The organism is Afipia broomeae ATCC 49717 (genome assembly GCF_000314675.2).
In the GTDB taxonomy this organism is placed as follows: Bacteria; Pseudomonadota; Alphaproteobacteria; order Rhizobiales; family Xanthobacteraceae; genus Afipia; species Afipia broomeae.
The window spans coordinates 2,206,165-2,228,132 of record NZ_KB375282.1 but is presented as its reverse complement, the minus strand read 5'-3'; the positions used below and the strand labels follow the sequence as shown (position 1 = coordinate 2,228,132).

Below are 21,968 nucleotides of genomic sequence, written 5' to 3'. Positions count from 1 at the left end.
AATGTCCGGGAGCAGGCCATGACGATTGTCGCCAAGGGCAGCCTAGCGCGCAGCGCTGCGGTGTTCGCTTTTCTTCTGCCGTTCGTTGTCAGCTCGGGAGCGGTCGCTTTCAACAAGGAAGCCGCCCTCGAGCAATGCCGCGCCTCGGTCGGCAGGCCGACCTATCAGGCGTGTAAAAGGAGCGGCGGCGATCACGAGACCTGCTTTGCCAAGGCGCGTGCCGTCGTGCAGCCTTGCTTCAAGGCAAAGCTGCCGACCGCAGCGCTGTTCGACGCCGCCAAGGTGTCGGCACCGCAGAAAGAGGACCTTGCCGCGGGTGCCGCCGCGCTCGCGAAAGGCAATGCACCGCTCGTCGCGCCGCCGCGCACGGTTTCCGACATCACGGCCATTCTCGACCAGCAGAAACCTGATCCCGCCAAGATCGCGGAACTGACCGCGACCGCCGATGCTCCGGTGCCGTCTGGTCTGAAAGGGAGCGAACTCGCCGCGTTTCACTACAAGCGCGGACAGGCGCGGGTGCTGATCGGGCGCAGCAACGATGCGCTGGCGGATGCCGAGATCGCGGTCAACAACAGCAAGAACGACGACTACAAGCTCGTGGCCAGCCGTCATGAGGATTTTCTGATCCGCCGCCTGCGCGAGAAGGGCGAGCACAAGCGCGCCATGGCGATGTACAACAAACAGGTCGCTACGTTCTCGGCGCCGGGAGGCAAGGGACGTCTGTTCGGGCTTCACAATGCGCTGGCGATTCTGGCGTTGCAGGCGGGGGATGTGAACCTCGCGGAGTCCTATGTCGCGCGAAACCGCAACCTGTTGAACGAGGCGCGCAAGTGGCCGGTGTTCCCGACCTACGGGATGGTGTGGCAAGCCACGCTGGAAGATGGCATCGGGCGCGTCGCCGAGGCACGCGGGCGCTACGCCGATGCCGAGGCCGCCTATCACAAGTCGGCCGTGTTCTATGCCAACGCGATCCCGACCATGTCGCAATGGGAAAGCAAGCCGCCGGAAGGCGAGATGGAGCGGTATGTCGATTGGGCGACGGCGTTCGAGGGGCGCACGAAGGTCAAGCAAGGGCGTGTCGGCGAAGGCGAAGCCGATGTCCGCCGCGCACTGCTGAGCCGCCTCAGCAAGTCCGGGAAATACCATGCCGATACCGCAGGCATCCTGGCGGTGTTCGTTTATGTGATTCAGGAGCAGGGCCGTTACGAAGAAGCCGAAAAGCTTCAGCGCGAAGTGGTCAACATCTACAAGGGCCTCGGCTACGGCGACGACACCAACCAGGTGGTCAATGCCAATGTTTTCCTCGCGCAGATATTGAACCTCGGGCGCAAATACGACGAGGCAGCGAAGCTCTACGATCAGGTCGATGCATGGACGGCGAAATGGGAGCCGTCACAGCGCGAACGCGTGGACGGCGGCCTCGCCCGCGTCTCCATCATGCTGGCGCAGGGCAATTACGACAACGCGCTCGAAATCGCGCAGCGCTCGTATGAGCGCGAGAAAGGGCGCTCCGGCGACAAGAGCTTCAATACGGCAGTCGCGCGCGGTTACTATGCGATGGCGCTGGCGCGCAAGGGCAGGACCAACGAGGCGCTGCAGGCGTTCAAGGAGTCGATTCCGATCTTGCAGACGCCATCCGGCGGCAGCGACGACGATTCAGGATCGACCGCCGCTGCGCGCGAGGCGCGAATCCGTTTTGTGGTCGAGGCTTATCTGCGCACGCTGGCGCTAAATCCGGCGTCGGCCCCGCCGAACGTCGCCGAGGAAACCTTTGCCTTCGGAGACCTGATGCGCGGACAGGCGGTGCAGCGTGCGCTGCAGGCGTCATCTGCCCGTGCGTCCACGAGCAATCCCGAACTTGCCAAATTGATGCGTACCTCGCAGGACACCGAAAAGCGGATCGGGGCCGCGATTGCGACACTCAACAATCTGCTGACGCTGCCGTCTGCCGAACGCGAGGAGAAAGCGGTCAAGACCACGCAGGCTGAAATCGCGGCGCTGCAGGCATCGCGCACCCAGACCATGAGCGAGATCGCAAAGAAGTTTCCGGACTACGGCAATCTGGTGAACCCGCCACCGCCGAATGCCGGCGACCTGCAAAAGCAACTCACTGACGACGAAGCCCTGCTGTCATTTTACTTCGGTCGCTTTGACAGCTTCGCCTGGGTGGTGCGGAAGGGGACGCCGGCTCAGTTTACCCGCATCAAGATGACGCTTGGCGATCTGAATGCGACTGTCACCAAGCTGCGCGAGGCGCTGGAGCCGAAGGCCGCGATGATCTCGGACATTCCCGCATTCGATGTGAAGCTGGCGGCGCAGCTTTACGACGAGCTGCTCAGGCCGCTTGAGAGCAGCTGGAAGCCGGCGAAGAGTCTGATCGTGGTAACGAACGGCGCGCTTGGCCTGCTGCCTCTTTCATTGCTGCCGACAGCCGCTGCCGAAGTGAAGACGGACGACGATCCGCTGTTCGCCAGCTATCGCAATGTGCCTTGGCTGGCGCGGACCCATGCGGTCACGCTTGTTCCGTCGGCAGCCGCGCTGCAGACCTTGCGCAAGCTGCCGCCCGGCAAGAGTTCGCGGCAGGATCTGGTGGCGTTCGGCGATCCTTACTTCAGCCAGGAGCAGGCTGACGAGGCGGCCAAAACCGATAAACCCGTGCAGGTCGCCGATGCATCGACAGCGACGCGCGGCGTCCCGCTGAAGCGGCGCAACAGTCCGCAGCTTGAAGGTGTCGACAGCGCGCAACTCGGCCAGTTGCCGCGTCTGCCTGACACCTCCGATGAACTGACCTCCATCGCGCTGGCGCTGCAGGCCGATCCCGCCAAGGTCCTCAACCTCGGCAAGGATGCAAACGAGAAGAAAGTGAAATCGATGGACCTCTCCGGGTTCAAGATTGTCGCCTTCGCAACTCACGGACTGGTGCCCGGCGAACTGGACGGCTTGACACAACCGGCGCTGGCGCTGTCTGCGCCCGCTGTGTCAGATTCTGACGGTGACGGGCTGCTGACCATGGAAGAAATCCTGTCGCTGAAGCTCGATGCAGACTGGGTGGTGCTGTCGGCCTGTAATACTGCGGCGGGAGCAGGGGCGGGGGCGGAAGCGGCTTCGGGTCTTGGCCGTGCCTTCTTCTATGCGGGAACCCGCGCGCTGCTGGTGACCAACTGGTCGGTGCATTCTCAATCCGCGCGCGAACTCGTCACGGATCTGTTCAGGCGGCAGGCCGCCGATCCGAAGCTGACGCGCGGCGAGGCGTTGCGGCAGGCGATGATGGCGCTTGCGGATGGCCCCGGTTATGTCGGCGCCGACGGCAAGACCGAATTCGCCTATGCTCATCCGCTGTTCTGGGCGCCGTACTCGATCATCGGAGACGGCGGCGGACGCTGAGAGATGCGATAGCGGACTTTCGCGTCTATCTGATAGACGACGCCAGTTGTGCCGCGACCTTGCGATGCCCCTCGGCCGTCATGTGAATATGATCGGGCTGAAGCATGCTGGGCTGGCGCGTAATGCCATGGATGATTGGAAGCACGTTAATGACGCGAATTCCGCGTTCGGTCAGTAGCTTCTTCATTTCTCTTTTATTCGCCAGCGCGGCTTCCTGGCTGACGCCACGTTTCGTGTCGTTCTGCGTGCCTTGCGCCATCAGTACGATCTTCGTCCCGGGTGGCAACGCGCTCAGTCCGGAGAGTGCCTGGCCAGTGGTCTGACCGTTAAGTGCAGCGTTTGTGATTTGGGTGCTTGAGCCTTTTGCTGCCAGCATGCTCTGTAACTGAGCGGGCCATGCTTCCGACGCGCTAACGCCTTTACCTTGACTGTTGCTTGCTCCGATCACGACCACTTGCGCTTGGGCAAAGCTCATCGTCAAAAAGGCTGAACTGGCGAACACCAAGGCGAACATCCACGTTTCCCTGAACCTCATTTTGCTTTCCCCTGGCGCTTGATGAACTTTGATACACCGGACAATTCAATATCGCGCAATCGCAATGCGTTACTGATAATTCATCGCCGTCCGGCAGCGATAGTCTTTACTCTTGCTCACGCGAGACAATAACGATTTTGTGAACAGATCATAATGGCTTGGTGCAACCGGCGTGGTCAGTCTTTAATGACGATACGTTCTTGTACGACAGCAGGTTCTTTCAAGCGGCCCCGGATTAATCATCTGCATGGCAAGACGAGCATTCATATTCGCGGCATTTATTACACTCGCGGTGGCGCTAGGGACTTTCTCGGGGAGAGCGGAGCGGGCTCCGTTCGTGGCGCCTCCGCGCTCGATCACCGACATCACCGCTATTCTGGATGCTGAAAAACCCGATCCTCAACTCATCGCAAAATTAACGGGCGCGGCAGATGCAATGCCGCCGAAGGACACCGATCGCCTGACGCTTGCGAAATTCTACTACGAGCGCGGCAACGCGCGAAAGCAACTCGGTCGCATGCGAGAGGCGCTTGATGACGGACAAAAGGCCGTCGAAGCGGCGCGGGGCGTTGCTGACAGCAATCAGCTTGGCCGCATGATGCAGTTTCTCGCCATTCAATATAAACGGGTCGGTGAACCCACGCAGGCGCTTGTGACGTTTGAGCAAATGATCCGCGACGTCGATCGGCCGGGATCTTGGGGGTTTCTATTCAATATCTATCGGCAAATCGGCAGCATATTGCTACCGATGGGCGGCATTGCAAAAGCGGATGAGTATCTGCGCCGCAGTCAGCTTTTGCTGGACGAGGCGCGTAGCAGTACGAAGCCGGAGGTGCGCCGCGCTTTGGCGGCGAGGGAAGCAACCTGGGACTCGGATATCGAAGGTTTGCGTGCCATGATTTTCGAGGCGCGCGGTCAATTCGACGAAGCCCGGCAGTCCTATGAGCGCGCAGAAGAGCGCAAACGTGCTTCGCTCAAGGATGTTCTTGCCGGCGCGAATCCACCTCCTGCAGACCAGATCGTACAAAGCGCGGATGTCTATTTGACATCGCAAGCCCGCATGAAGGTACGGCTCGGCCGGCTTGCTGAAGCTGAATCAGACGCGCGGAGAGCGCTTTTGTCGCGCCTCCAGTACGGCGGCAAGTACAATCCTGACACATCGCTCTACCTCACGACGCTGTCCAACATCCTGATCGAGGAAGGGCGTTTTGCCGATTCCGAAAAGCTTACGCGCACGGCCATTGAGATCAACCGCGTATTGGGGCTTCCCGAAAATGCTCCGGCAACTGCCCAGCTCCTTTCCCAGCTCGGCTCCATATTGAGTCTGGAGCGCCAGCCGAAAGATGCTGCCGAGATCTACGCCCGTCTTGATAAGGCAATCGCGGCCTGGGAGCCGGAGCAGCGCTCGCAGATCGAGCTGAACAGCTCCCGCATCGCGTCCCTGTTTGCATCCGGACAGACAGAAGCAGGACTCGCGGCGGCGAACGCGCTGCTAAAGCAGGAAATTCGCCGTGTCGGCGAAAAGCATTTCGACACCGCCGTGGCGCGCGGGACGCTCGCGCTGGGATTGGTGCAGTCCGGACGAGAGGCGGGCGCTCTTCGTGAATTCCGCGCGGCCGTGCCAATTCTGATTTCCGGATCGCGCGAGTCTGCGGATGATGAAGATCCGACAATTGCAGCCGCGCGCAACATCCGGCTTCAGACGATCATCGAGGCCTATATAGGTCTGTTGTCGCGAGTTCAGCGCGGCAGTCAGGACGCCGCGATCGAGACGTTCGTACTGGCGGATTCCATTCGCAGCCACGCGGTGCAGGCTGCGCTGGTGGCGTCCAGCACTCGCATGGTCGCGCAGGATGCATCGCTGGGCGAACTGGTCAGAGGTGAACAGGATCTTGCCAAGCAAATCAGCGCCCAGCTCGGTGTGCTGAATAGCTTGCTGTCGCTGCCATCGCGCGAGCGCGATGAAAAGAGTGTCGCGGCGATCAATGCCTCCATCGTGAAACTTCGTAGCGAGCGCGAGAAAGCACGCGCCGATATCAACAAGCGATTCCCTTCTTATGCCGATCTCATCGATCCACCGTCGCCGTCGGTCTATCAGATCAAGGCGGTGTTGCGTCCTGGTGAGGCGATGCTGTCGTTCTATTTCGGTCAGGACAGCAGCTTCGTCTGGGCCGTGCCGAAGGAGGGGCCGGTTTCCTTTGCCGAAGTCAAGGCGACGTCCAGTGCGTTGGAGGGTAAGGTCCGCAAGCTGCGCGAGGCGCTAGAGCCCAAGGCGGCGATGATCTCCGATATTCCGACGTTCGATCTCGCGCTCGGATACGAACTTTATTCCATACTCCTGAAGCCGGTCGAGGCCGGCTGGAAGCCCGCGAAGAATCTCGTGGTGGTGACCAACGGCGCGCTCGGTCTGCTGCCGCTGTCATTGCTGCCGACAGCCGCTGCCGAAGTGAAGACGGACGACGATCCGCTGTTCGCCAGCTATCGCAATGTACCTTGGCTGGCGCGGACCCATGCGGTCACGCTTGTTCCGTCGGCAGCCGCGCTGCAGACCTTGCGCAAGCTGCCGCCGGGCAAGGGTTCGCGGCAGGATCTGGTGGCGTTCGGCGATCCTTACTTCAGCCAGGAGCAGGCTGACGAGGCGGCCAAAACCGATAAACCCGTGCAGGTCGCCGATGCATCGACAGCGACGCGCGGCGTCCCGCTCAAGCGGCGCAACAGTCCGCAGCTCGAAGGTGTCGACAGCGCGCAACTCGGCCAGTTGCCGCGTCTGCCCGACACATCCGATGAGCTGACCTCCATCGCGCTGGCGCTGCAAGCCGATCCCGCCAAGGTCCTCAACCTCGGCAAGGACGCGAACGAGAAGAAGGTGAAGTCGATGGACCTCTCCGGGTTCAAGATTGTCGCCTTCGCCACCCACGGGCTGGTGCCCGGCGAACTGGACGGCCTGACGCAGCCGGCGCTGGCGCTGTCTGCGCCCGCTGTGTCAGATTCTGACGGTGACGGGCTGCTGACGATGGAGGAAATTCTTTCATTGAAACTGGATGCCGATTGGGTCGTGCTGTCCGCCTGCAACACGGCGGCCGGAGCAGGGGCGGGCGCAGAAGCGGCGTCCGGTCTTGGCCGGGCATTCTTCTATGCGGGAACCCGCGCGCTCCTGGTGACCAACTGGTCGGTGCATTCTCAGTCCGCGCGCGAACTCGTCACCGATCTGTTCAGGCGGCAGGCGGCCGATCCGAAGCTGACGCGCGGCGAGGCGTTGCGGCAGGCGATGATGGCGCTTGCTGATGGCCCGGGTTATGTTGGCGCGGACGGCAAGACGGAGTTTGCCTATGCTCATCCGCTGTTCTGGGCGCCGTACTCGATCATCGGAGACGGCGGCGGACGTTAAGGAAGGACAGGCAAAGTGTCTTTCGAAGGAAGGCGCCGTGCTGTAGACTTGCGGCATTGCGGTTGAGGAGATTTAAGATGCGACGCTCGTTGTTGCAGGTTGCGGTCCTCGCTAGCGGTTTTGCCTGGGCGGCTGCGATGCCGGCGAGCGCCGGCACGGTCCTTATTTCCGCCGATGAGGCCAAGCTTCCTCCGCCCGCAGGCGCGGTCGCTGTTGCCACCCGCGGCATCACACGTGGACCCAAGATTGCCTATGTCGCGACTGCCGATCCGGCGAAATCGCCGATGCGCCTGCAGCTGAAGTTCGAGTCCTTCGGTGGCTCCAAGATCGATACCGATTCACTCAAGGTGACTTATATCAAGAATCCGGCGATTGATCTGACGCCGCGGCTGAAGCCATTCGTGAAGCCGGACGGGATCGACATGCCCGATGCTGAATTGCCGGCCGGCGATCACGTCATTCGCGTGGATGTGAAGGATTCGGAAGGCCGCACCGCGAGCACCAGCTTCACCCTCAAAGTCGCTCCCTGAGCCGCATGCCGGCGCATTGCCCTTTTTGCGCACAGCCCACCGCAGCCGAGGCGCTGGTGTGCAGCTCGTGTTCGCGTGACATCACGATTCCGGAATCGCTGATCGCTGAGCGCGACGACCTGCTGCGCAAGCGCGCGCTGGCCAGCGAAGAGCTTGTGCAGGCGAAGGCGGAGCTCGAGGCGCTCCGGCTCCGCCAGCGCCTCACACTGCGGCGGAACTGACATGTCCGGGCCCAAACCTCACGCAACGGCATTCTGATGGAATGCCCTTTCTGCGCCGAGAAGGTGAAAGACGAAGCGCTGGTCTGCAAGCACTGCTCGCGCGATCTGCGGGTGGTCCGTCCGGTGCTTCGCGAGATCGAAGGCATCGTGGCGGATATCGAGACGATCAGGCGCGAATTCGATAACGTCAGCGCGCGGCTCTACCGGCGGCGTCATCCTGTCAGATCGTTCGCGGTTCATAGCATCGGCTACATTCTGGTCCCGGCGATCCTGCTGGTCGCGGCGCATGTCATCGTGACCATCTTGCTGAATGTATCGCCGCTCTATCTGCGCATCGCCTCGGTGATCATTCCGTTGCCGTTCGGTTTTGCCATCTACGCGATCCAGAAGATCGGATATCGCGGCGCCGCGCTCGTCGGCATCCTCACGGCGCTGCTCAGCGTGTTCTGCATGCTGACCGTGACGGGCCTGAACGATCATGTTCCCATTCTGCCGAGGGGGTGGGTGGAATGGCGCGAGGTGCTCGAATACTCGGCGAGCATCGCGCTGGCGTTCCTCACCGGAAACATCCTGGGAATTCTGATACTTCAACTTCTGGCCAGCTCGCTCTCCCAGGTCGACCGGCCGAATATCGCGGCCTACCGTATCGCGCGTCTCCTGGGGCCGTATGTCGGGGAGGATCAGCTCCGGCGCCGGGCGCGGATTATTCAGGAATTCATGCGCACGGCAGGTCCGCTGCTTGGCATCTTGTCCACAGCGGCCGGGTCGATATATGCGGGCCTCAAAGGTATCCTGGGTACATAACTGCCCATTGGCGGCCGCCGGCGGAGTTCCATCGGGCAAAAGCCCGTGTCATTCCCGCAACGCTGCAATGAATTCGACAGGCCAAGCTCCTGAAAACGCGCAAAATTGCGCCAAGATCACGGAGTTGAGTAGTTGGGCGGTTAGCGAATTCTTGATAGTCGGGTGTCACCATGGTTGGCTAGGCACCGTAGGATCAGGATTCGATTGAGCCGTGATTCGTGCGGTAACTGAGGTGACGGGTCTTTTTTGGTACGGTTTTTGCTCCTATCTACACATCATCTCGGTGTGTGCCGGGATGGGGCGAGCCCCTAAAACAAGATCGAGCGGCGGACGGAGATAGGAATGAGCAAGGTCGGTACGAGCGATTCAAAGAACACTCTCTATTGCTCGTTCTGCGGGAAGAGCCAGCATGAAGTCCGCAAACTCATTGCGGGCCCGACGGTATTCATCTGCGATGAATGCGTCGAACTGTGCATGGACATCATCCGCGAGGAGAACAAGTCGTCGCTGGTGAAGTCGCGCGACGGCATTCCGACGCCAAAGGAAATCTGCAAGGTTCTGGACGACTACGTGATCGGTCAGCAGCACGCCAAGAAGGTGCTCTCGGTCGCGGTTCACAACCACTACAAGCGTCTGAACCATCAGACCAAGCACAACGATGTTGAGCTGGCGAAGTCGAACATCCTCCTGATCGGCCCCACCGGCTCGGGCAAGACGCTGCTCGCGCAGACGCTCGCCCGCATCCTCGATGTGCCGTTCACCATGGCCGACGCCACGACCCTCACTGAGGCCGGTTACGTCGGTGAGGACGTCGAGAACATCATCCTGAAGCTGCTCCAGGCTGCCGATTACAATGTCGAGCGGGCGCAGCGCGGCATCGTCTACATCGACGAAATCGACAAGATTTCGCGCAAGTCCGACAACCCGTCGATCACCCGCGACGTGTCGGGTGAGGGCGTGCAGCAGGCTCTGCTGAAGATCATGGAAGGCACCGTGGCTTCCGTGCCGCCGCAGGGTGGCCGCAAGCATCCGCAGCAGGAGTTCCTGCAGGTGGACACGACCAACATCCTGTTCATCTGCGGAGGCGCTTTCTCGGGCCTGGAGAAGATTATCTCCTCGCGCGGCCGGACCACCTCGATCGGCTTCGCCGCTCAGGTTCTGGCGCCGGAAGATCGCCGCACCGGTGAAATCTTCCGCGAGGTCGAGCCAGAGGATCTGCTCAAGTACGGCCTGATCCCGGAGTTCGTCGGACGTCTGCCGGTGGTGGCGACGCTCGAGGATCTGGATGAGGCTTCGCTGAAGAAGATCCTGACCGATCCGAAGAATGCGCTGGTGAAACAGTACCAGCGGCTGTTCGAGATGGAGAACATCGAACTGACCTTCGCCGACGAGGCGCTTGGCGCGGTGGCCCGCAAGGCCATCGAGCGCAAGACCGGCGCGCGCGGGTTGCGGTCGATCCTCGAAAGCATTCTGCTCGAGACCATGTTCGATCTTCCGGGCCTCGAAGGTGTGGAAGAAGTCGTTATCTCGCGTGAAGTGGTCGAGGCGACGGCGCGTCCGCTGTACATCTACGCAGATCGTTCCGATCTCAAGGCGGAAAGCAGCGCAAGCGCCTAACGGGCCGACGGAACCATTCAGGTTTTCAACAGAGCCGGCTGCCGACCCCCTCGGCAGCCGGTTTCTTGTCTTCTGCGACATTAGAATAATCCAAGAAAACCCAAGACTGGCGGGGGTTTCCGCTCTCTTGACACCCCCATATGCGATAGCCACCTAATGATGTGCTGCCGCAACGTCAGTCGACCGAGTCGCAGCAAAAGCTACCCGGGCAGGGAGAGGCCGCACCACGGCCACTGGCTCAAAAGAGCTCTTTCTTTATCCGGCACACAAGGCACCTTGTGGCGGTCGCGTTCAGCGGACTGCGTGCAAGGGGGCGCAACAAAAGGAATATGGGCATGACAACTGCCTCAAAGCCTCGTCCAGTCATCGTTCACGGCGAAAGCCACTCCTATCCGGTGCTGCCGCTTCGCGACATCGTCGTCTTCCCGCACATGATCGTGCCGCTGTTCGTCGGCCGCGAGAAGTCGATCAAGGCGCTCGAAGAGGTGATGAAGAACGATGCGCTGATCTTCCTCGCGACGCAGAAGAACGCGTCTGATGATGATCCGGCTCCGGACTCCATTTACGAGATCGGCACGCTCGCCAGCGTGCTGCAGCTCCTGAAGCTTCCCGACGGTACCGTGAAGGTGCTGGTCGAGGGCTTGGAGCGCGGCAAGGCCGGCAAGTACGCCGACCGTACCGATTTCTATGAAGCCAGCGTCACCGCGCTTGCCGATCTCGATGCCAAGAGCGTCGAGGCGGAGGCCTTGTCGCGTTCGGTCGTCTCCGACTTCGAGAGCTATGTGAAGCTGAACAAGAAGATTTCCGCCGAAGTGGTGGGCGTCGTTCAGCAGATCACGGATTTCGCGAAGCTTGCGGACACCGTGGCGTCGCACCTCGCCGTCAAGATCTCCGACCGCCAGACCATCCTGGAAACGTTGTCCGTCTCCCAGCGCCTTGAGAAGGTGATGGGCCTGATGGAGAGCGAGATCTCGGTGCTGCAGGTCGAGAAGAAGATCCGCTCGCGCGTCAAGCGCCAGATGGAGAAGACCCAGCGCGAGTACTATCTCAACGAGCAGATGAAGGCGATCCAGAAGGAGCTCGGCGACGACGAAGGCCGCGACGAACTTGCTGATCTCGAAGAGAAGATCAACAAGACCAAGCTCTCGAAGGAAGCCCGCGAGAAGGCGGCGCATGAACTGAAGAAGCTGCGGCAGATGTCTCCGATGTCCGCCGAGGCGACGGTCGTGCGCAACTATCTCGACTGGCTGCTGTCGATTCCATGGGGCAAGAAGTCCAAGGTGAAGAAGGACCTCGTTGCCGCGCAGGAAGTGCTCGACTCGGATCACTACGGGCTTGAGAAGGTCAAGGACCGCATCGTCGAGTATCTCGCCGTGCAGTCCCGCGCCAACAAGCTGACCGGACCGATCCTGTGCCTCGTCGGCCCTCCGGGCGTCGGCAAGACCTCGCTTGGCAAGTCGATCGCGAAGGCGACCGGACGTGAGTTCGTGCGCGTGTCGTTGGGCGGCGTGCGGGATGAAGCGGAAATCCGCGGACACCGCCGCACCTACATCGGCTCGATGCCCGGCAAGATCATCCAGTCGATGCGCAAGGCGAAGACCTCGAACCCGCTGTTTCTGCTGGACGAGATCGACAAGATGGGCGCCGACTTCCGCGGCGATCCGTCGTCGGCTTTGCTTGAGGTCCTCGACCCCGAGCAGAACGGCACGTTCAACGATCACTACCTCGAGGTGGATTACGACCTCTCCAACGTGATGTTCATCACGACCGCGAATACGCTCAATATTCCCGGACCTCTGATGGACCGCATGGAGATCATCCGCATCGCCGGCTACACCGAGAACGAGAAGGTCGAGATCGCCCGCAAGCATCTCATCCCGAACGCGATCGCCAAGCACGGTCTGAACTCGAAGGAATGGTCGATCGACGACGAAGCGCTGTTGTTCCTGATCCGCCGCTACACCCGCGAGGCGGGCGTGCGTAACCTCGAGCGTGAGATTTCGACACTGGCCCGCAAGGGTGTGAAGGAACTCATGATCTCGAAGAAGAAGTCGGTGAAGGTGACCGCGGCCGTTGTCGAGGAGTTCCTCGGTGTGCCGAAGTATCGCTATGGCGAGATCGACAGCGAGGACCAGGTCGGTGTTGTGACCGGTCTGGCGTGGACCGAGGTGGGCGGCGAGCTGCTGACCATCGAAAGCGTCATGATGCCCGGCAAGGGCCGCATGACGGTGACGGGCAACCTGCGCGACGTGATGAAGGAGTCGATTTCGGCTGCTGCGTCCTACGTCCGCTCGCGAGCGATCAACTACGGCATCGAGCCGCCGCTGTTCGACCGCCGCGACATCCACGTGCACGTGCCGGAAGGCGCTACGCCGAAGGATGGTCCGTCTGCCGGTGTCGCGATGACGACGTCCATCGTCTCGGTGCTGACCGGCATTCCGATCCGGCACGATGTCGCCATGACCGGCGAGATCACGCTGCGGGGCCGGGTGCTGCCGATCGGCGGTCTGAAGGAGAAGCTGCTTGCGGCCGCGCGTGGCGGCATCAAGACGGTCTTCATTCCTGAGGACAACGCCAAGGACCTCACGGAGATTTCCGACGCCATCAAGGGCGGCATGGAAATCATCCCGGTCGCGCGGATGGACGAAGTGCTGGCCAAGGCGCTGGTGCGGGTTCCGACCCCGATCGTCTGGGAAGAGGATGTCAAGGCGCTGGCAACGCCTGAGGCCGATGAGACCACAGGCGGCCTGACCACTGCGCACTGAGCGATACGCGGAATTGATGATAAAACGGCGCCTTCGGGCGCCGTTTTTTATGTCCGATGTCCTCAAATGACGGCGATGCCGGGTTGCGCCGAAGGCGTCCGCCCGGCTAAAACACGCGGGCATCGTCGCTCGTTCGGCGAACATTGAGGGCGGCTAGCTCAGCTGGTTAGAGCATCTCGTTTACACCGAGAGGGTCGGCGGTTCGAATCCGTCGCCGCCTACCATATTTTGTTTTTCCAACACCCGTTCCCACGCAAGTTATTCGCGGCTTTCCCGAATGAAGCAGCCACTTTTCATAGCGGCAGGCCCAGCTATGGCGGCAAGCATGGCGGAGGAACGAAATGCCGGGCTGGACGGCCTTCGCGGTTATGCTGCGATCGTTGTCGTCGTCTTTCACTCGGTTCTTGGGCTGGACGCGACACAGATCGAGAGAATCCTGCGCGGCCACTGGTCGAATTTTGATCCCTACGAAGGATTAACAAAAATCTTTCTGAAGATTTTCGACGGCGAGGCAGCCGTCATGCTGTTCTTCGTCTTGAGCGGTGCGGTTCTGTTTCGGAGCCTGATGCGCGAGGAGGACGGGATCGGCGGTGTCGCCGTGAAGTTTTACGTTCGCCGCGTGTTCCGGATTTATCCGGCGCTGTTTGTCTGCCTTGTCGCCTGCTCACTGGCTTTCGCGTCCGGCGGGCGCGGGATCACGCTCGACGATTTTATCAGCAACGCGCTGCTTTATGATTTCAAGGTGAATGGCGCGACCTGGACGCTGAACGCCGAGATGATTGCGCCGTTGTTTCTGCTCCTGTCCTATCTGGGATATCGGGCGGGCAAAGAATGGGGACTGGCGTTTGTCGCTTTCGGCCTGATGTATCTGCTCGAATTACCTCAGCTTGACGGTTATCTCACGTATTTCAGGGGCTCCTGGTATTGTTTCGCGCTGGGGGCTCTCATTCCGACAAGAGCTGGCAGGGCGGTCGCGTCAGCGCTCCCGACATGGTCATGGATCGGCGCAATCGCCTGCGCGATTGTTCTTCGCTGGCCGCTGCGGGAGGCTTCGATCGCCGTGCTTGTCGCGATGGTTTACTATCGCCGCACACCTGCGATCGAGGCGTTTCTGTCCGGCCGCATCTCGCAATTCCTCGGCAGGATCAGCTTCAGCTTCTACCTTTTCAACGTGCTGTTCCTGGAGTTGATTTGCGACCGGGTGCGTCAATATCCATGGGCGGCGGCGCATCCTCTGGAGGCGGGTATCGGTGTCGCTGCCGTCGTCATCGCGTGCACCATTCCCGTGGCCTGGATCTCTTGGACCTGTATCGAAATGCCCTTTAATCGCCTTGGACACCGTTTGACTGGCCGGTCGCGCATCACGTCCGCCGCTCAGCCGGCAGTGCCATGATGGATCGCGTCACGAAGCGGAGTCATGGCGCCGCCATCTTGACGGCCTAGACATTCTTTCAAGCGGACTGTTCCTCGTTTCTTTTCCACTGCGGAGTTTCAGATGAAGTACTTCCTTTGCCGCTTCGTTCCTCCGGGGCCGGACTTCCTCAAGACCATGACCCCCGAGCAGAAGGTGCTGATGAAATCGCACGGCGAGTTCTTGCAGGCCTTGCTGGAGCAGGGCGGCGTTCTCGCGCACGGGCCGGTGGCCGATCCGGCGGGCGGCTGGGGCATGTCGTTGTTCGAAATGGCCGACGACGAGAGTGCCGACGATGTCCGCGCCATCGTTGCGGAGGATCCGATGGTCAAGGCCAACATCGGCGCACGCTATGAGGTGTTGCCGATGCTTCAGTTGCGGATGCGGGGCTAGGGCACTTCGAATCAACGGATGTATGGTTCTGTCCCACCTCTCCCGTGGGGAGAGGTCGACGCGCGAAGCGCGGCGGGTGAGGGCGTAGAATCTCTCGATAGACCTAGAGCCCCTCTCCCCACTGGGGAGAGGGAGCACATCTGATGTCGAACTATGCTTGCGCTAGCGCCTCGTCAGCACGAACTGCGATTGCGTCAGCCGGCACGGCTTGCCGTCCGCGCAATCGGCAAGCGCGATCAGCTTCGCGCTGCGGACGAGACGCTCCTTTGTGTCCTCGGAGCGGTGCGGCGTCAGCACGCTCATCGCGGTGCGCAGAGAATCCGCGATCTCGTCGTTCGCCTTGGCGTCGGTTCTGTCGGTGAGGACAGCGACATCGATGATGTCGTGGTTGCGTGCATCGATGTCGACAAAGACCAGGCCGATCGGCAGCGGTGCGAGCGCCACATTGTCGAACCTGCAGGTCCATGCGTTCTGACATTGCGACAGCAGGCGGCGCCCCTGCGGCTTCCACAGGCATTCCGGTTTGGCATTCGCGCGCACGAGGCAGACCGCGATGTCAGGTGCGGCGTTGAGATTGAGCTTTGAATTGCCAAGCCGCGGCACGCCGTCCCATGGGCTGCCGTTGGCCTTGGTGGCGTCGGCGGTCACCGTCATGTCGAAGCGCGGCTCCTGCGCCTGTGCGCTGAGCGGCACAAGGAGAGCGAACGCGAGCAGCGCGGCGAGGCGGTTCACAATCCGGATCATGCCTTTTCCTCCCAAATCGCGGCGAGATGCACGATGGTCCGCACCGCCGCTTCCATGTCCTGAACGCTGACCCATTCGAGGCGCGAGTGGAAGGCATGTTCGCCGGCGAAGACGTTGGGACAGGGCAGTCCCATGAAGGACAGCCGCGAGCCATCGGTGCCGCCGCGAATGCTGCTGAGGACCGGCTGAAGCCCCGCGCGATCAATCGCTTCCAGTGCGTACTCGACCACTTGCGGATGGCGGTCGAGAACTTCCTTCATGTTGCGGTACTGTTCCTTGACCTCAAAGGTATAGGACGAGTGCGGGAAGTCCTTCATGACGCCGCGCACGATGTCCTCCAGCAGCGCCTCCTTTTCCTTCAGGCCCTGCACGGTGAAGTCACGCACGATCAGCGACAGCACGGCGCTGTCGAGGCCGCCCTGAAGCCCGACCGGATGCAGGAAGCCTTCACGGCCCTCGGTGGTTTCCGGGGCAAGGTCCTTCGGCAGCCGGTCGACGATGCGGGAGGCGATCTTGAGCGCGTGCTCCATCTTCCCCTTGGCGAAGCCCGGATGGATGCTGACGCCCTGGATGGCGATGGTGACACCATCCGCCGAGAACGTCTCGTCCTCGAGGTGGCCCGCGCTTTCGCCGTCAATGGTATAACCGAAGGCGGCGCCGAGCTTCTTCAGATCGACCTTGTCCGCTCCGCGGCCTATTTCCTCGTCCGGCGTGAAAAGAATTTTGATCGCGCCGTGTTTTATCTGTGGATTGGCGATCAGGACCTGAACCGCATCCATGATTTCGGCGACGCCGGCCTTGTTGTCCGCGCCGAGAAGCGTGGTGCCGTCGGTGGTGACAATGTCGCTGCCGATCTGGTCTTTGAGCGCGGGGTTGTCCGCCGCACGGATCACCTGCGTGGGATCGGCGGGCAGCACGATGTCGCCGCCCTGGTAGTTGCGCACGATCTGCGGCTTCACATCCTTGCCGGTGCAGTCCGGCGAGGTATCCATGTGCGAGCAGAAGCAGATCACTGGGACGGTCTTGACGCTGTTGGCGGGCAGCGTCGCATAGACGTAGCCATGCTCGTCCATGTGCGCGTCGGTGAGGCCGAGATCGCGCAACTCCTGCGCGAGCAGGTGGCCGAGGTCTTTCTGCTTCTCGGTGGACGGGCAGGTGGGTGATGACGCGTCCGATTGGGTGTCGATGCGCACGTAGCGCAGGAAGCGGTCGAGAACGGTGTGGGAGAAGTTGATCGCCAAAATTTGCTCCGTCATCCTGAGGTGCGAGCCGCGTTTGCGGCGAGCCTCGAAGGATGCGCGGCATGGGCGCCGCGCCGTCGCCCTTCGAGGCCTTCGCTCCGCTACGGCACCTCAGGGTGACGGCGAGCGATACGCAATGCTGTTGTGTTTACTTAACCCACAGATGTAAAAGCGCCACCCAAAAGAAAACGCCATCCCGGCGGAGCCGGAATGGCGTCAGGGCCTTTAAAGTCTGGATGCCGGTCTTAGACGGCTTCCTTCAATTCCTTGGCAGCGCGGAAGGCAACCTTCTTGCTCGCCTTGATGTGGATCGCTTCGCCGGTTGCCGGGTTGCGGCCCATGCGGGCGGCGCGCTTGCGGACCTGGAGGATGCCGAGGCCGACGATGCGGATACGCTCGCCCTTCTTGAGGTGCTTGGTGATCTTGGTGACGAGGTCGCCGAGGATGGTTTCAGCGGTCTTCTTCGACAACTCGTGCTCTTCGGCGAGAGCGGCGGCAAGGTGCTTCAAAGTGACGGTCGCTGGGGTAGCTGCTTTCTTTGCCATATTTGGCCCTCCTCGTGGATACTAGGCTTCACAAAACTAACGGTACATCAGGGCTTATTTGATTCGGGAGCGTCCTGACTACGAGTTTTGCCCGTAAATAGCGCCTTATTTAAATCGGCGGTGGAAAAGAGCCTGACACACAAGGGGAAATGCAACAACACCCTCGCAAATGTGGCCTCGGAACGGGCGTGGCTTGTCGGCCCGATCCCGGACGGACGGCGTAGTCCGGCGCGACCGTGCGAAGTAGGAACTGATTGTTTTTATGAGATAATTTGGCGCGAGAGACGGGGCTCGAACCCGCGACCTCCGGCGTGACAGGCCGGCGCTCTAACCAACTGAGCTACTCCCGCAAGGCCGCATCAGCGGACCGCAGGGTCCCGGACTTAAAGGTGCCGCCCTGCCAAGTCAAGCACTGCAGACTTTTTACACGATCAGTCTGTGACCGCGCTGAGTACGGAGCGAAATTGCGCCGCAAACCTTGCGCCGTGCTTCTGTTCGAAGCTGTCGTGGGCGTTCCGCCAGAGCGGATAAGCCTTGTCGAGGAGAGAGCGGCCTTTTCGCGTGAGCAGGATGTCGCGGCTGCGACGGTCTTCCTTTGAAACCCTGACGTCGACGAGGCCATCGCGTTCGAGGGGGCGGAGATTCTTCCCCATCGTGGTGCGATTCATCACCATCAGTTCGGCCAGCCGGTTGACCGACAGGCCGCCTTCCTTGTTCAGCGCCATCAGGAGCATGAACTGCGTCACCCGCACGCCTGAGGGCGCAAGCGCGGCGTCGTAGATCTGTGTCATGCGGCGCGCCGCCTTGCGCACGGCGAAGCAGTTGCACGTGTCCAGTCCCGGTTGCGCCATGACCTGTCCGATTCCTGTTTCAAGAGTTCCGGCCGTCGCGGCCGGGGATTAAAAAAATAGGTGAACATTCTCCTGTTTTTGTCAAGCCATTGCCAAAGACCGGCTTGGATAATAAGAGCATATGCTCCTAATATCTGGAGGAGATGAAAATGAGCGATTTGATGCTGGTGACGGGCGCGACGGGGTCGACAGGGAAGGCCGCCGTTCGCGAATTGAGACAAGCGGGCGCCAGGGTACGGGCGTTCGTTCACAGGGATGACGCGCGGGCCGATGCGTTGCGGGACCTCGGTGCGGAGGTGATGGTCGGCGATCTGCTGGACCTCGCTGCCGTGCGGGCCGCCACCACGGGCGTGACGGCAGCTTATTTTGTCTATCCGATCCGGAGTGGACTGGTCGATGCGACAGCGTATTTCGCGCAGGCGGCTTCAGAAGCGGGTGTGACGTTCATCGTGAACATGTCGCAGATTTCGGCGCGTTCGGATGCCAAGAGCAACGCGGCTCGCCAGCACTGGGTCTGTGAACGGATGCTGGATCGGTCCGGCATTCCGGTCGTGCATCTGCGCCCGACCTTCTTCGCCCAGTGGCTTCTGTATTTCGGCCGCGGCAGCAGGATAGCTTCGACGGGCCAGATCGTGCTGCCGTTCGGGGAGGGGCGTCACGCGCCGATCGCGGGAGAAGATCAGGGGCGGTTGATCGCTGCGATTTTGAGGGACCCGGCACCTCACGCCGGAAAGACCTATCCTCTCTACGGTTCCACCGAAATGAACCACCATGAGATCGCTGCACAGGTCAGCACGGTGCTCGGCAAGAAGATCAGCTACACCGCGCAGTCTATTCCGGACTTCAAGGCGCAGCTTGAAAGCCTGAATGCGCCGCAGCACCTGGTTCAACACCTGTGCGAGGTGGCGCAGGACTATCAGGACGGCATCTTCGCCGGCACCAACGATATTATCGAGCGTGTCACAGGCCGTCCGCCTCTGACGGTTCCTGAGTTCGTCGAACTCCACCGGGCGGAATTTTCCGCCTGACGTCCGCCGGTCCCGGACGGCGCGTGCCGCACGGGGCCGGACCGACCGCTCATACGGCCGCGCCACGGGCATCCCCACCCAGCACGATTGTCATTTCAGCCGGGACGTTATCTCCTGTATTGCTGCCCGGCGACGCAGGATCGACCGCGCTCAAAACCATGTGGGGAAACATTTAATGCCGACCACCAGCACCGGGACCAACAGGAAGTACAGACTGGCCGTAATTCCCGGCGACGGCATCGGCAAGGAAGTCGTCCCCGAGGGGCTGCGGGTGCTGGAAGCGGCAGCCAAGAAGTTCAACTTTGAACTGACCCTCGACAGCTTCGACTTTGCCTCCTGCGACTACTACCAGAAGCACGGCAAGATGATGCCGGACGACTGGAAGGCCCAGATCGGCAGCCACGATGCGATCTTCTTCGGCGCGGTGGGCATGCCGTCGATCCTGCCGGACCACATTTCACTGTGGGGATCGCTGATCCAGTTTCGCCGGGAGTTCGACCAGTATGTGAACCTTCGGCCTGTTCGCCTGATGCCCGGCGTGAAGTCGCCGCTGGCCGGCAGAAAGCCCGGCGATATCGACTTTTTCGTCGTACGCGAGAACACCGAGGGCGAGTATTCGTCCATCGGCGGCCGCATGTTTCCGGGGACCGACCGCGAGGTGGTGATCCAGGAAAGCGTCATGTCACGCACAGGCGTCGACCGGATTCTGAAGTTCGCCTTTGAGCTTGCGCAAAGCCGCCCGAAAAAGCACCTGACGTCCGCGACGAAATCAAACGGCATCTCGATCACCATGCCGTACTGGGACGAGCGGGTGGAGGAGATGGCCAAGGCCTATCCGGGCGTGAAGTGGGACAAGTATCATATTGATATTCTGGCCGCGAACTTCGTCCTGCATCCCGACTGGTTCGATGTCGTGGTGGGTTCGAACCTGTTCGGAGACATCCTGTCGGACCTCGGTCCGGCCTGTACCGGCACCATCGGGATCGCCCCGTCCGGCAGTCTCAATCCGGAACGCAAGTTTCCCTCGCTGTTCGAGCCGGTTCACGGGTCAGCGCCGGACATTGCCGGGAAGGGGATTGCCAATCCGGTCGGGCAGATATGGTCGGCGGCAATGATGCTGGATCATCTTGGCGAGCCGGAAGCGGGCAAGGCGATTGTGACGGCGATCGAGACCGTTCTGGCAGACGAGAAGCTGCGGACGCGGGACCTCGGCGGACAGGCCGACACGGTTGCATGCGGCAAGGAAATCGCGCGCATCCTGTCATAAATGGCGCCCGGGATCAGGGACTACGCCGAAGGTCGCATATTCGGTTGTTCCCTGCGTCGTTTCCCCGTCTCGCTTTGCTGCCAATAAGCCCCGCGCATGGGTCAATCGGTGGAGCTTATTGGTGGCGGGAGGTGCCGGCGCAGGCGGGGTTTCCGATCGGCAATAACAGCGGATCAGGCCTCAAAACAGCTTGTCTTGCCCTCCCTGTTGCGCTGCGCTATCCCTTTCGAACCATTCCAATGTTTCGCGAATCTGCGGGACAAAATCGGGCAGCATGAGGTCGCCGATGGGCGGAATTCTGCAGAATTACCTGCCACTTCTGGTGTTTATCGGGGTCGCGACCGTGATCGGTCTTGCGCTTCTGATCGCTCCGTTCATCGTCGCCTATCAGCAGCCGGATCCGGAAAAGCTTTCTGCCTATGAATGCGGCTTCAATGCATTCGACGATGCGCGCATGAAATTCGATGTGCGGTTCTATCTGGTTGCCATCCTTTTCATCATCTTCGATCTGGAAGTCGCCTTCCTGTTTCCATGGGCAGTGGCGTTCGGAAAACTCGGCCTCGCCGGGTTCTGGTCGATGATGGTGTTCCTCGCCGTGCTGACTGTCGGCTTTGCGTATGAGTGGAAGAAGGGAGCCCTGGAATGGGATTGAGCCCGAACCCGGCGCCTTCGATCGTGCAGCCCGCTGTCTCTCAGGCCGCGACCGGGATTATCGATCCGCGCACCGGCCAGCCGGTCGGCGCGGATGACAAGTATTTCCTCGAGATCAACAGCGAACTGTCCGACAAGGGCTTCTTCGTTGCCGCGACCGACGACCTGATCACCTGGGCGCGCACCGGCTCGCTGATGTGGATGACCTTCGGCCTCGCATGCTGCGCGGTCGAGATGATGCAGGTGTCGATGCCGCGCTACGACGTCGAGCGCTTCGGCTTCGCGCCGCGCGCGTCGCCGCGCCAGTCCGACGTGATGATCGTTGCCGGCACGCTGACCAACAAGATGGCGCCTGCGCTCCGCAAGGTCTACGACCAGATGCCGGAGCCGCGTTACGTCATCTCGATGGGCTCGTGCGCCAACGGCGGCGGCTATTATCACTATTCCTATTCGGTGGTGCGCGGCTGCGATCGCATCGTGCCCGTCGACATTTATGTTCCGGGCTGTCCGCCGACGGCGGAGGCGCTGCTTTACGGCGTGCTGCTGTTGCAGAAGAAGATCCGGCGCACCGGAACGATTGAACGGTAATCGCA

At 61.2% G+C, this 21,968-nt stretch carries 18 protein-coding genes and 2 tRNA genes; 14 read left to right on the top strand and 6 right to left on the bottom strand.

What is annotated here, in order from left to right:
• The first annotated feature begins 18 nt into the window (after positions 1 to 18).
• A complete protein-coding gene (locus HMPREF9695_RS10270) occupies positions 19 to 3,384 on the top strand; it encodes a CHAT domain-containing tetratricopeptide repeat protein (protein ID WP_006020785.1) in 3,366 nt (1,121 codons plus the stop codon).
• A gap of 25 nt (positions 3,385 to 3,409) precedes the next feature.
• Here HMPREF9695_RS10270 and HMPREF9695_RS10265 read toward each other — a convergent pair whose 3' ends face one another.
• Positions 3,410 to 3,898 carry a GDSL-type esterase/lipase family protein gene (locus HMPREF9695_RS10265; RefSeq protein WP_157223923.1) on the bottom strand — a complete coding sequence of 163 codons (489 nt, stop codon included), beginning with the start codon at positions 3,896 to 3,898 and terminating at the stop codon, positions 3,410 to 3,412.
• Between the two features lie 268 nt (positions 3,899 to 4,166).
• Here HMPREF9695_RS10265 and HMPREF9695_RS10260 point away from each other — a divergent pair, with 268 nt between their 5' ends.
• The 9 genes from HMPREF9695_RS10260 to HMPREF9695_RS10220 all read left to right on the top strand — a co-directional run bounded on the left by HMPREF9695_RS10260 (position 4,167) and on the right by HMPREF9695_RS10220 (position 15,048).
• Positions 4,167 to 7,307, top strand: coding sequence for a CHAT domain-containing tetratricopeptide repeat protein (locus HMPREF9695_RS10260; protein ID WP_006020783.1), 3,141 nt, complete (start codon positions 4,167 to 4,169; stop codon positions 7,305 to 7,307).
• A 77-nt stretch (positions 7,308 to 7,384) separates the two neighbouring features.
• A complete protein-coding gene (locus tag HMPREF9695_RS10255; protein WP_006020782.1) occupies positions 7,385 to 7,837 on the top strand; it encodes a hypothetical protein in 453 nt (150 codons plus the stop codon).
• 56 nt (positions 7,838 to 7,893) lie between these two features.
• Positions 7,894 to 8,058 carry a hypothetical protein gene (locus tag HMPREF9695_RS10250; RefSeq protein ID WP_245258739.1) on the top strand — a complete coding sequence of 55 codons (165 nt, stop codon included), beginning with the start codon at positions 7,894 to 7,896 and terminating at the stop codon, positions 8,056 to 8,058.
• A gap of 36 nt (positions 8,059 to 8,094) precedes the next feature.
• Positions 8,095 to 8,862: a hypothetical protein gene (locus tag HMPREF9695_RS10245; protein WP_006020780.1), complete on the top strand. Its 768-nt coding sequence runs from the start codon at positions 8,095 to 8,097 to the stop codon at positions 8,860 to 8,862.
• Positions 8,863 to 9,204: 342 nt separating this feature from the next.
• Positions 9,205 to 10,479: an ATP-dependent Clp protease ATP-binding subunit ClpX gene (gene clpX / locus HMPREF9695_RS10240; protein ID WP_006020779.1), complete on the top strand. Its 1,275-nt coding sequence runs from the start codon at positions 9,205 to 9,207 to the stop codon at positions 10,477 to 10,479.
• Positions 10,480 to 10,814: 335 nt separating this feature from the next.
• Positions 10,815 to 13,244, top strand: coding sequence for an endopeptidase La (gene lon / locus HMPREF9695_RS10235; RefSeq protein ID WP_006020778.1), 2,430 nt, complete (start codon positions 10,815 to 10,817; stop codon positions 13,242 to 13,244).
• A gap of 147 nt (positions 13,245 to 13,391) precedes the next feature.
• Positions 13,392 to 13,468 (top strand) — tRNA-Val (locus tag HMPREF9695_RS10230).
• Positions 13,469 to 13,569: 101 nt separating this feature from the next.
• Entirely contained in the window at positions 13,570 to 14,637 is a 1,068-nt protein-coding gene (locus HMPREF9695_RS10225) for an acyltransferase family protein (protein WP_157223922.1), read from the top strand.
• A gap of 102 nt (positions 14,638 to 14,739) precedes the next feature.
• Positions 14,740 to 15,048, top strand: coding sequence for a YciI family protein (locus HMPREF9695_RS10220; RefSeq protein WP_006020776.1), 309 nt, complete (start codon positions 14,740 to 14,742; stop codon positions 15,046 to 15,048).
• A gap of 162 nt (positions 15,049 to 15,210) precedes the next feature.
• Here HMPREF9695_RS10220 and HMPREF9695_RS10215 read toward each other — a convergent pair whose 3' ends face one another.
• The 5 genes from HMPREF9695_RS10215 to HMPREF9695_RS10195 form a co-directional block, all read right to left on the bottom strand.
• Positions 15,211 to 15,792, bottom strand: coding sequence for a hypothetical protein (locus tag HMPREF9695_RS10215; RefSeq protein WP_006020775.1), 582 nt, complete (start codon positions 15,790 to 15,792; stop codon positions 15,211 to 15,213).
• Positions 15,789 to 17,048 carry a peptidase T gene (gene pepT, locus HMPREF9695_RS10210; RefSeq protein ID WP_208856384.1) on the bottom strand — a complete coding sequence of 420 codons (1,260 nt, stop codon included), beginning with the start codon at positions 17,046 to 17,048 and terminating at the stop codon, positions 15,789 to 15,791. Before pepT ends, HMPREF9695_RS10215 begins: the two co-directional genes overlap by 4 nt.
• Before the next feature lie 230 nt (positions 17,049 to 17,278).
• Complete coding sequence (locus tag HMPREF9695_RS10205) at positions 17,279 to 17,578, bottom strand: HU family DNA-binding protein (protein WP_006020773.1); 300 nt, start codon at positions 17,576 to 17,578, stop codon at positions 17,279 to 17,281.
• Between the two features lie 273 nt (positions 17,579 to 17,851).
• Positions 17,852 to 17,928 (bottom strand) — tRNA-Asp (locus tag HMPREF9695_RS10200).
• 81 nt (positions 17,929 to 18,009) lie between these two features.
• Positions 18,010 to 18,429 (bottom strand): MarR family winged helix-turn-helix transcriptional regulator, encoded by a 420-nt coding sequence (locus HMPREF9695_RS10195; protein WP_006020772.1) that lies wholly within the window; start codon positions 18,427 to 18,429, stop codon positions 18,010 to 18,012.
• A gap of 149 nt (positions 18,430 to 18,578) precedes the next feature.
• Here HMPREF9695_RS10195 and HMPREF9695_RS10190 point away from each other — a divergent pair, with 149 nt between their 5' ends.
• The 4 genes from HMPREF9695_RS10190 (at position 18,579) to HMPREF9695_RS10175 (ending at position 21,963) form a co-directional block, all read left to right on the top strand.
• Positions 18,579 to 19,457: an NmrA family NAD(P)-binding protein gene (locus HMPREF9695_RS10190; RefSeq protein WP_006020771.1), complete on the top strand. Its 879-nt coding sequence runs from the start codon at positions 18,579 to 18,581 to the stop codon at positions 19,455 to 19,457.
• Between the two features lie 175 nt (positions 19,458 to 19,632).
• Entirely contained in the window at positions 19,633 to 20,724 is a 1,092-nt protein-coding gene (locus HMPREF9695_RS10185; RefSeq protein WP_006020770.1) for a tartrate dehydrogenase, read from the top strand.
• A 286-nt stretch (positions 20,725 to 21,010) separates the two neighbouring features.
• Positions 21,011 to 21,376: an NADH-quinone oxidoreductase subunit A gene (locus HMPREF9695_RS10180; protein WP_006020769.1), complete on the top strand. Its 366-nt coding sequence runs from the start codon at positions 21,011 to 21,013 to the stop codon at positions 21,374 to 21,376.
• Positions 21,367 to 21,963: a NuoB/complex I 20 kDa subunit family protein gene (locus tag HMPREF9695_RS10175; protein ID WP_006020768.1), complete on the top strand. Its 597-nt coding sequence runs from the start codon at positions 21,367 to 21,369 to the stop codon at positions 21,961 to 21,963. The genes HMPREF9695_RS10180 and HMPREF9695_RS10175 overlap by 10 nt, the downstream gene beginning before the upstream one ends.
• Positions 21,964 to 21,968: the final 5 nt, after the last annotated feature.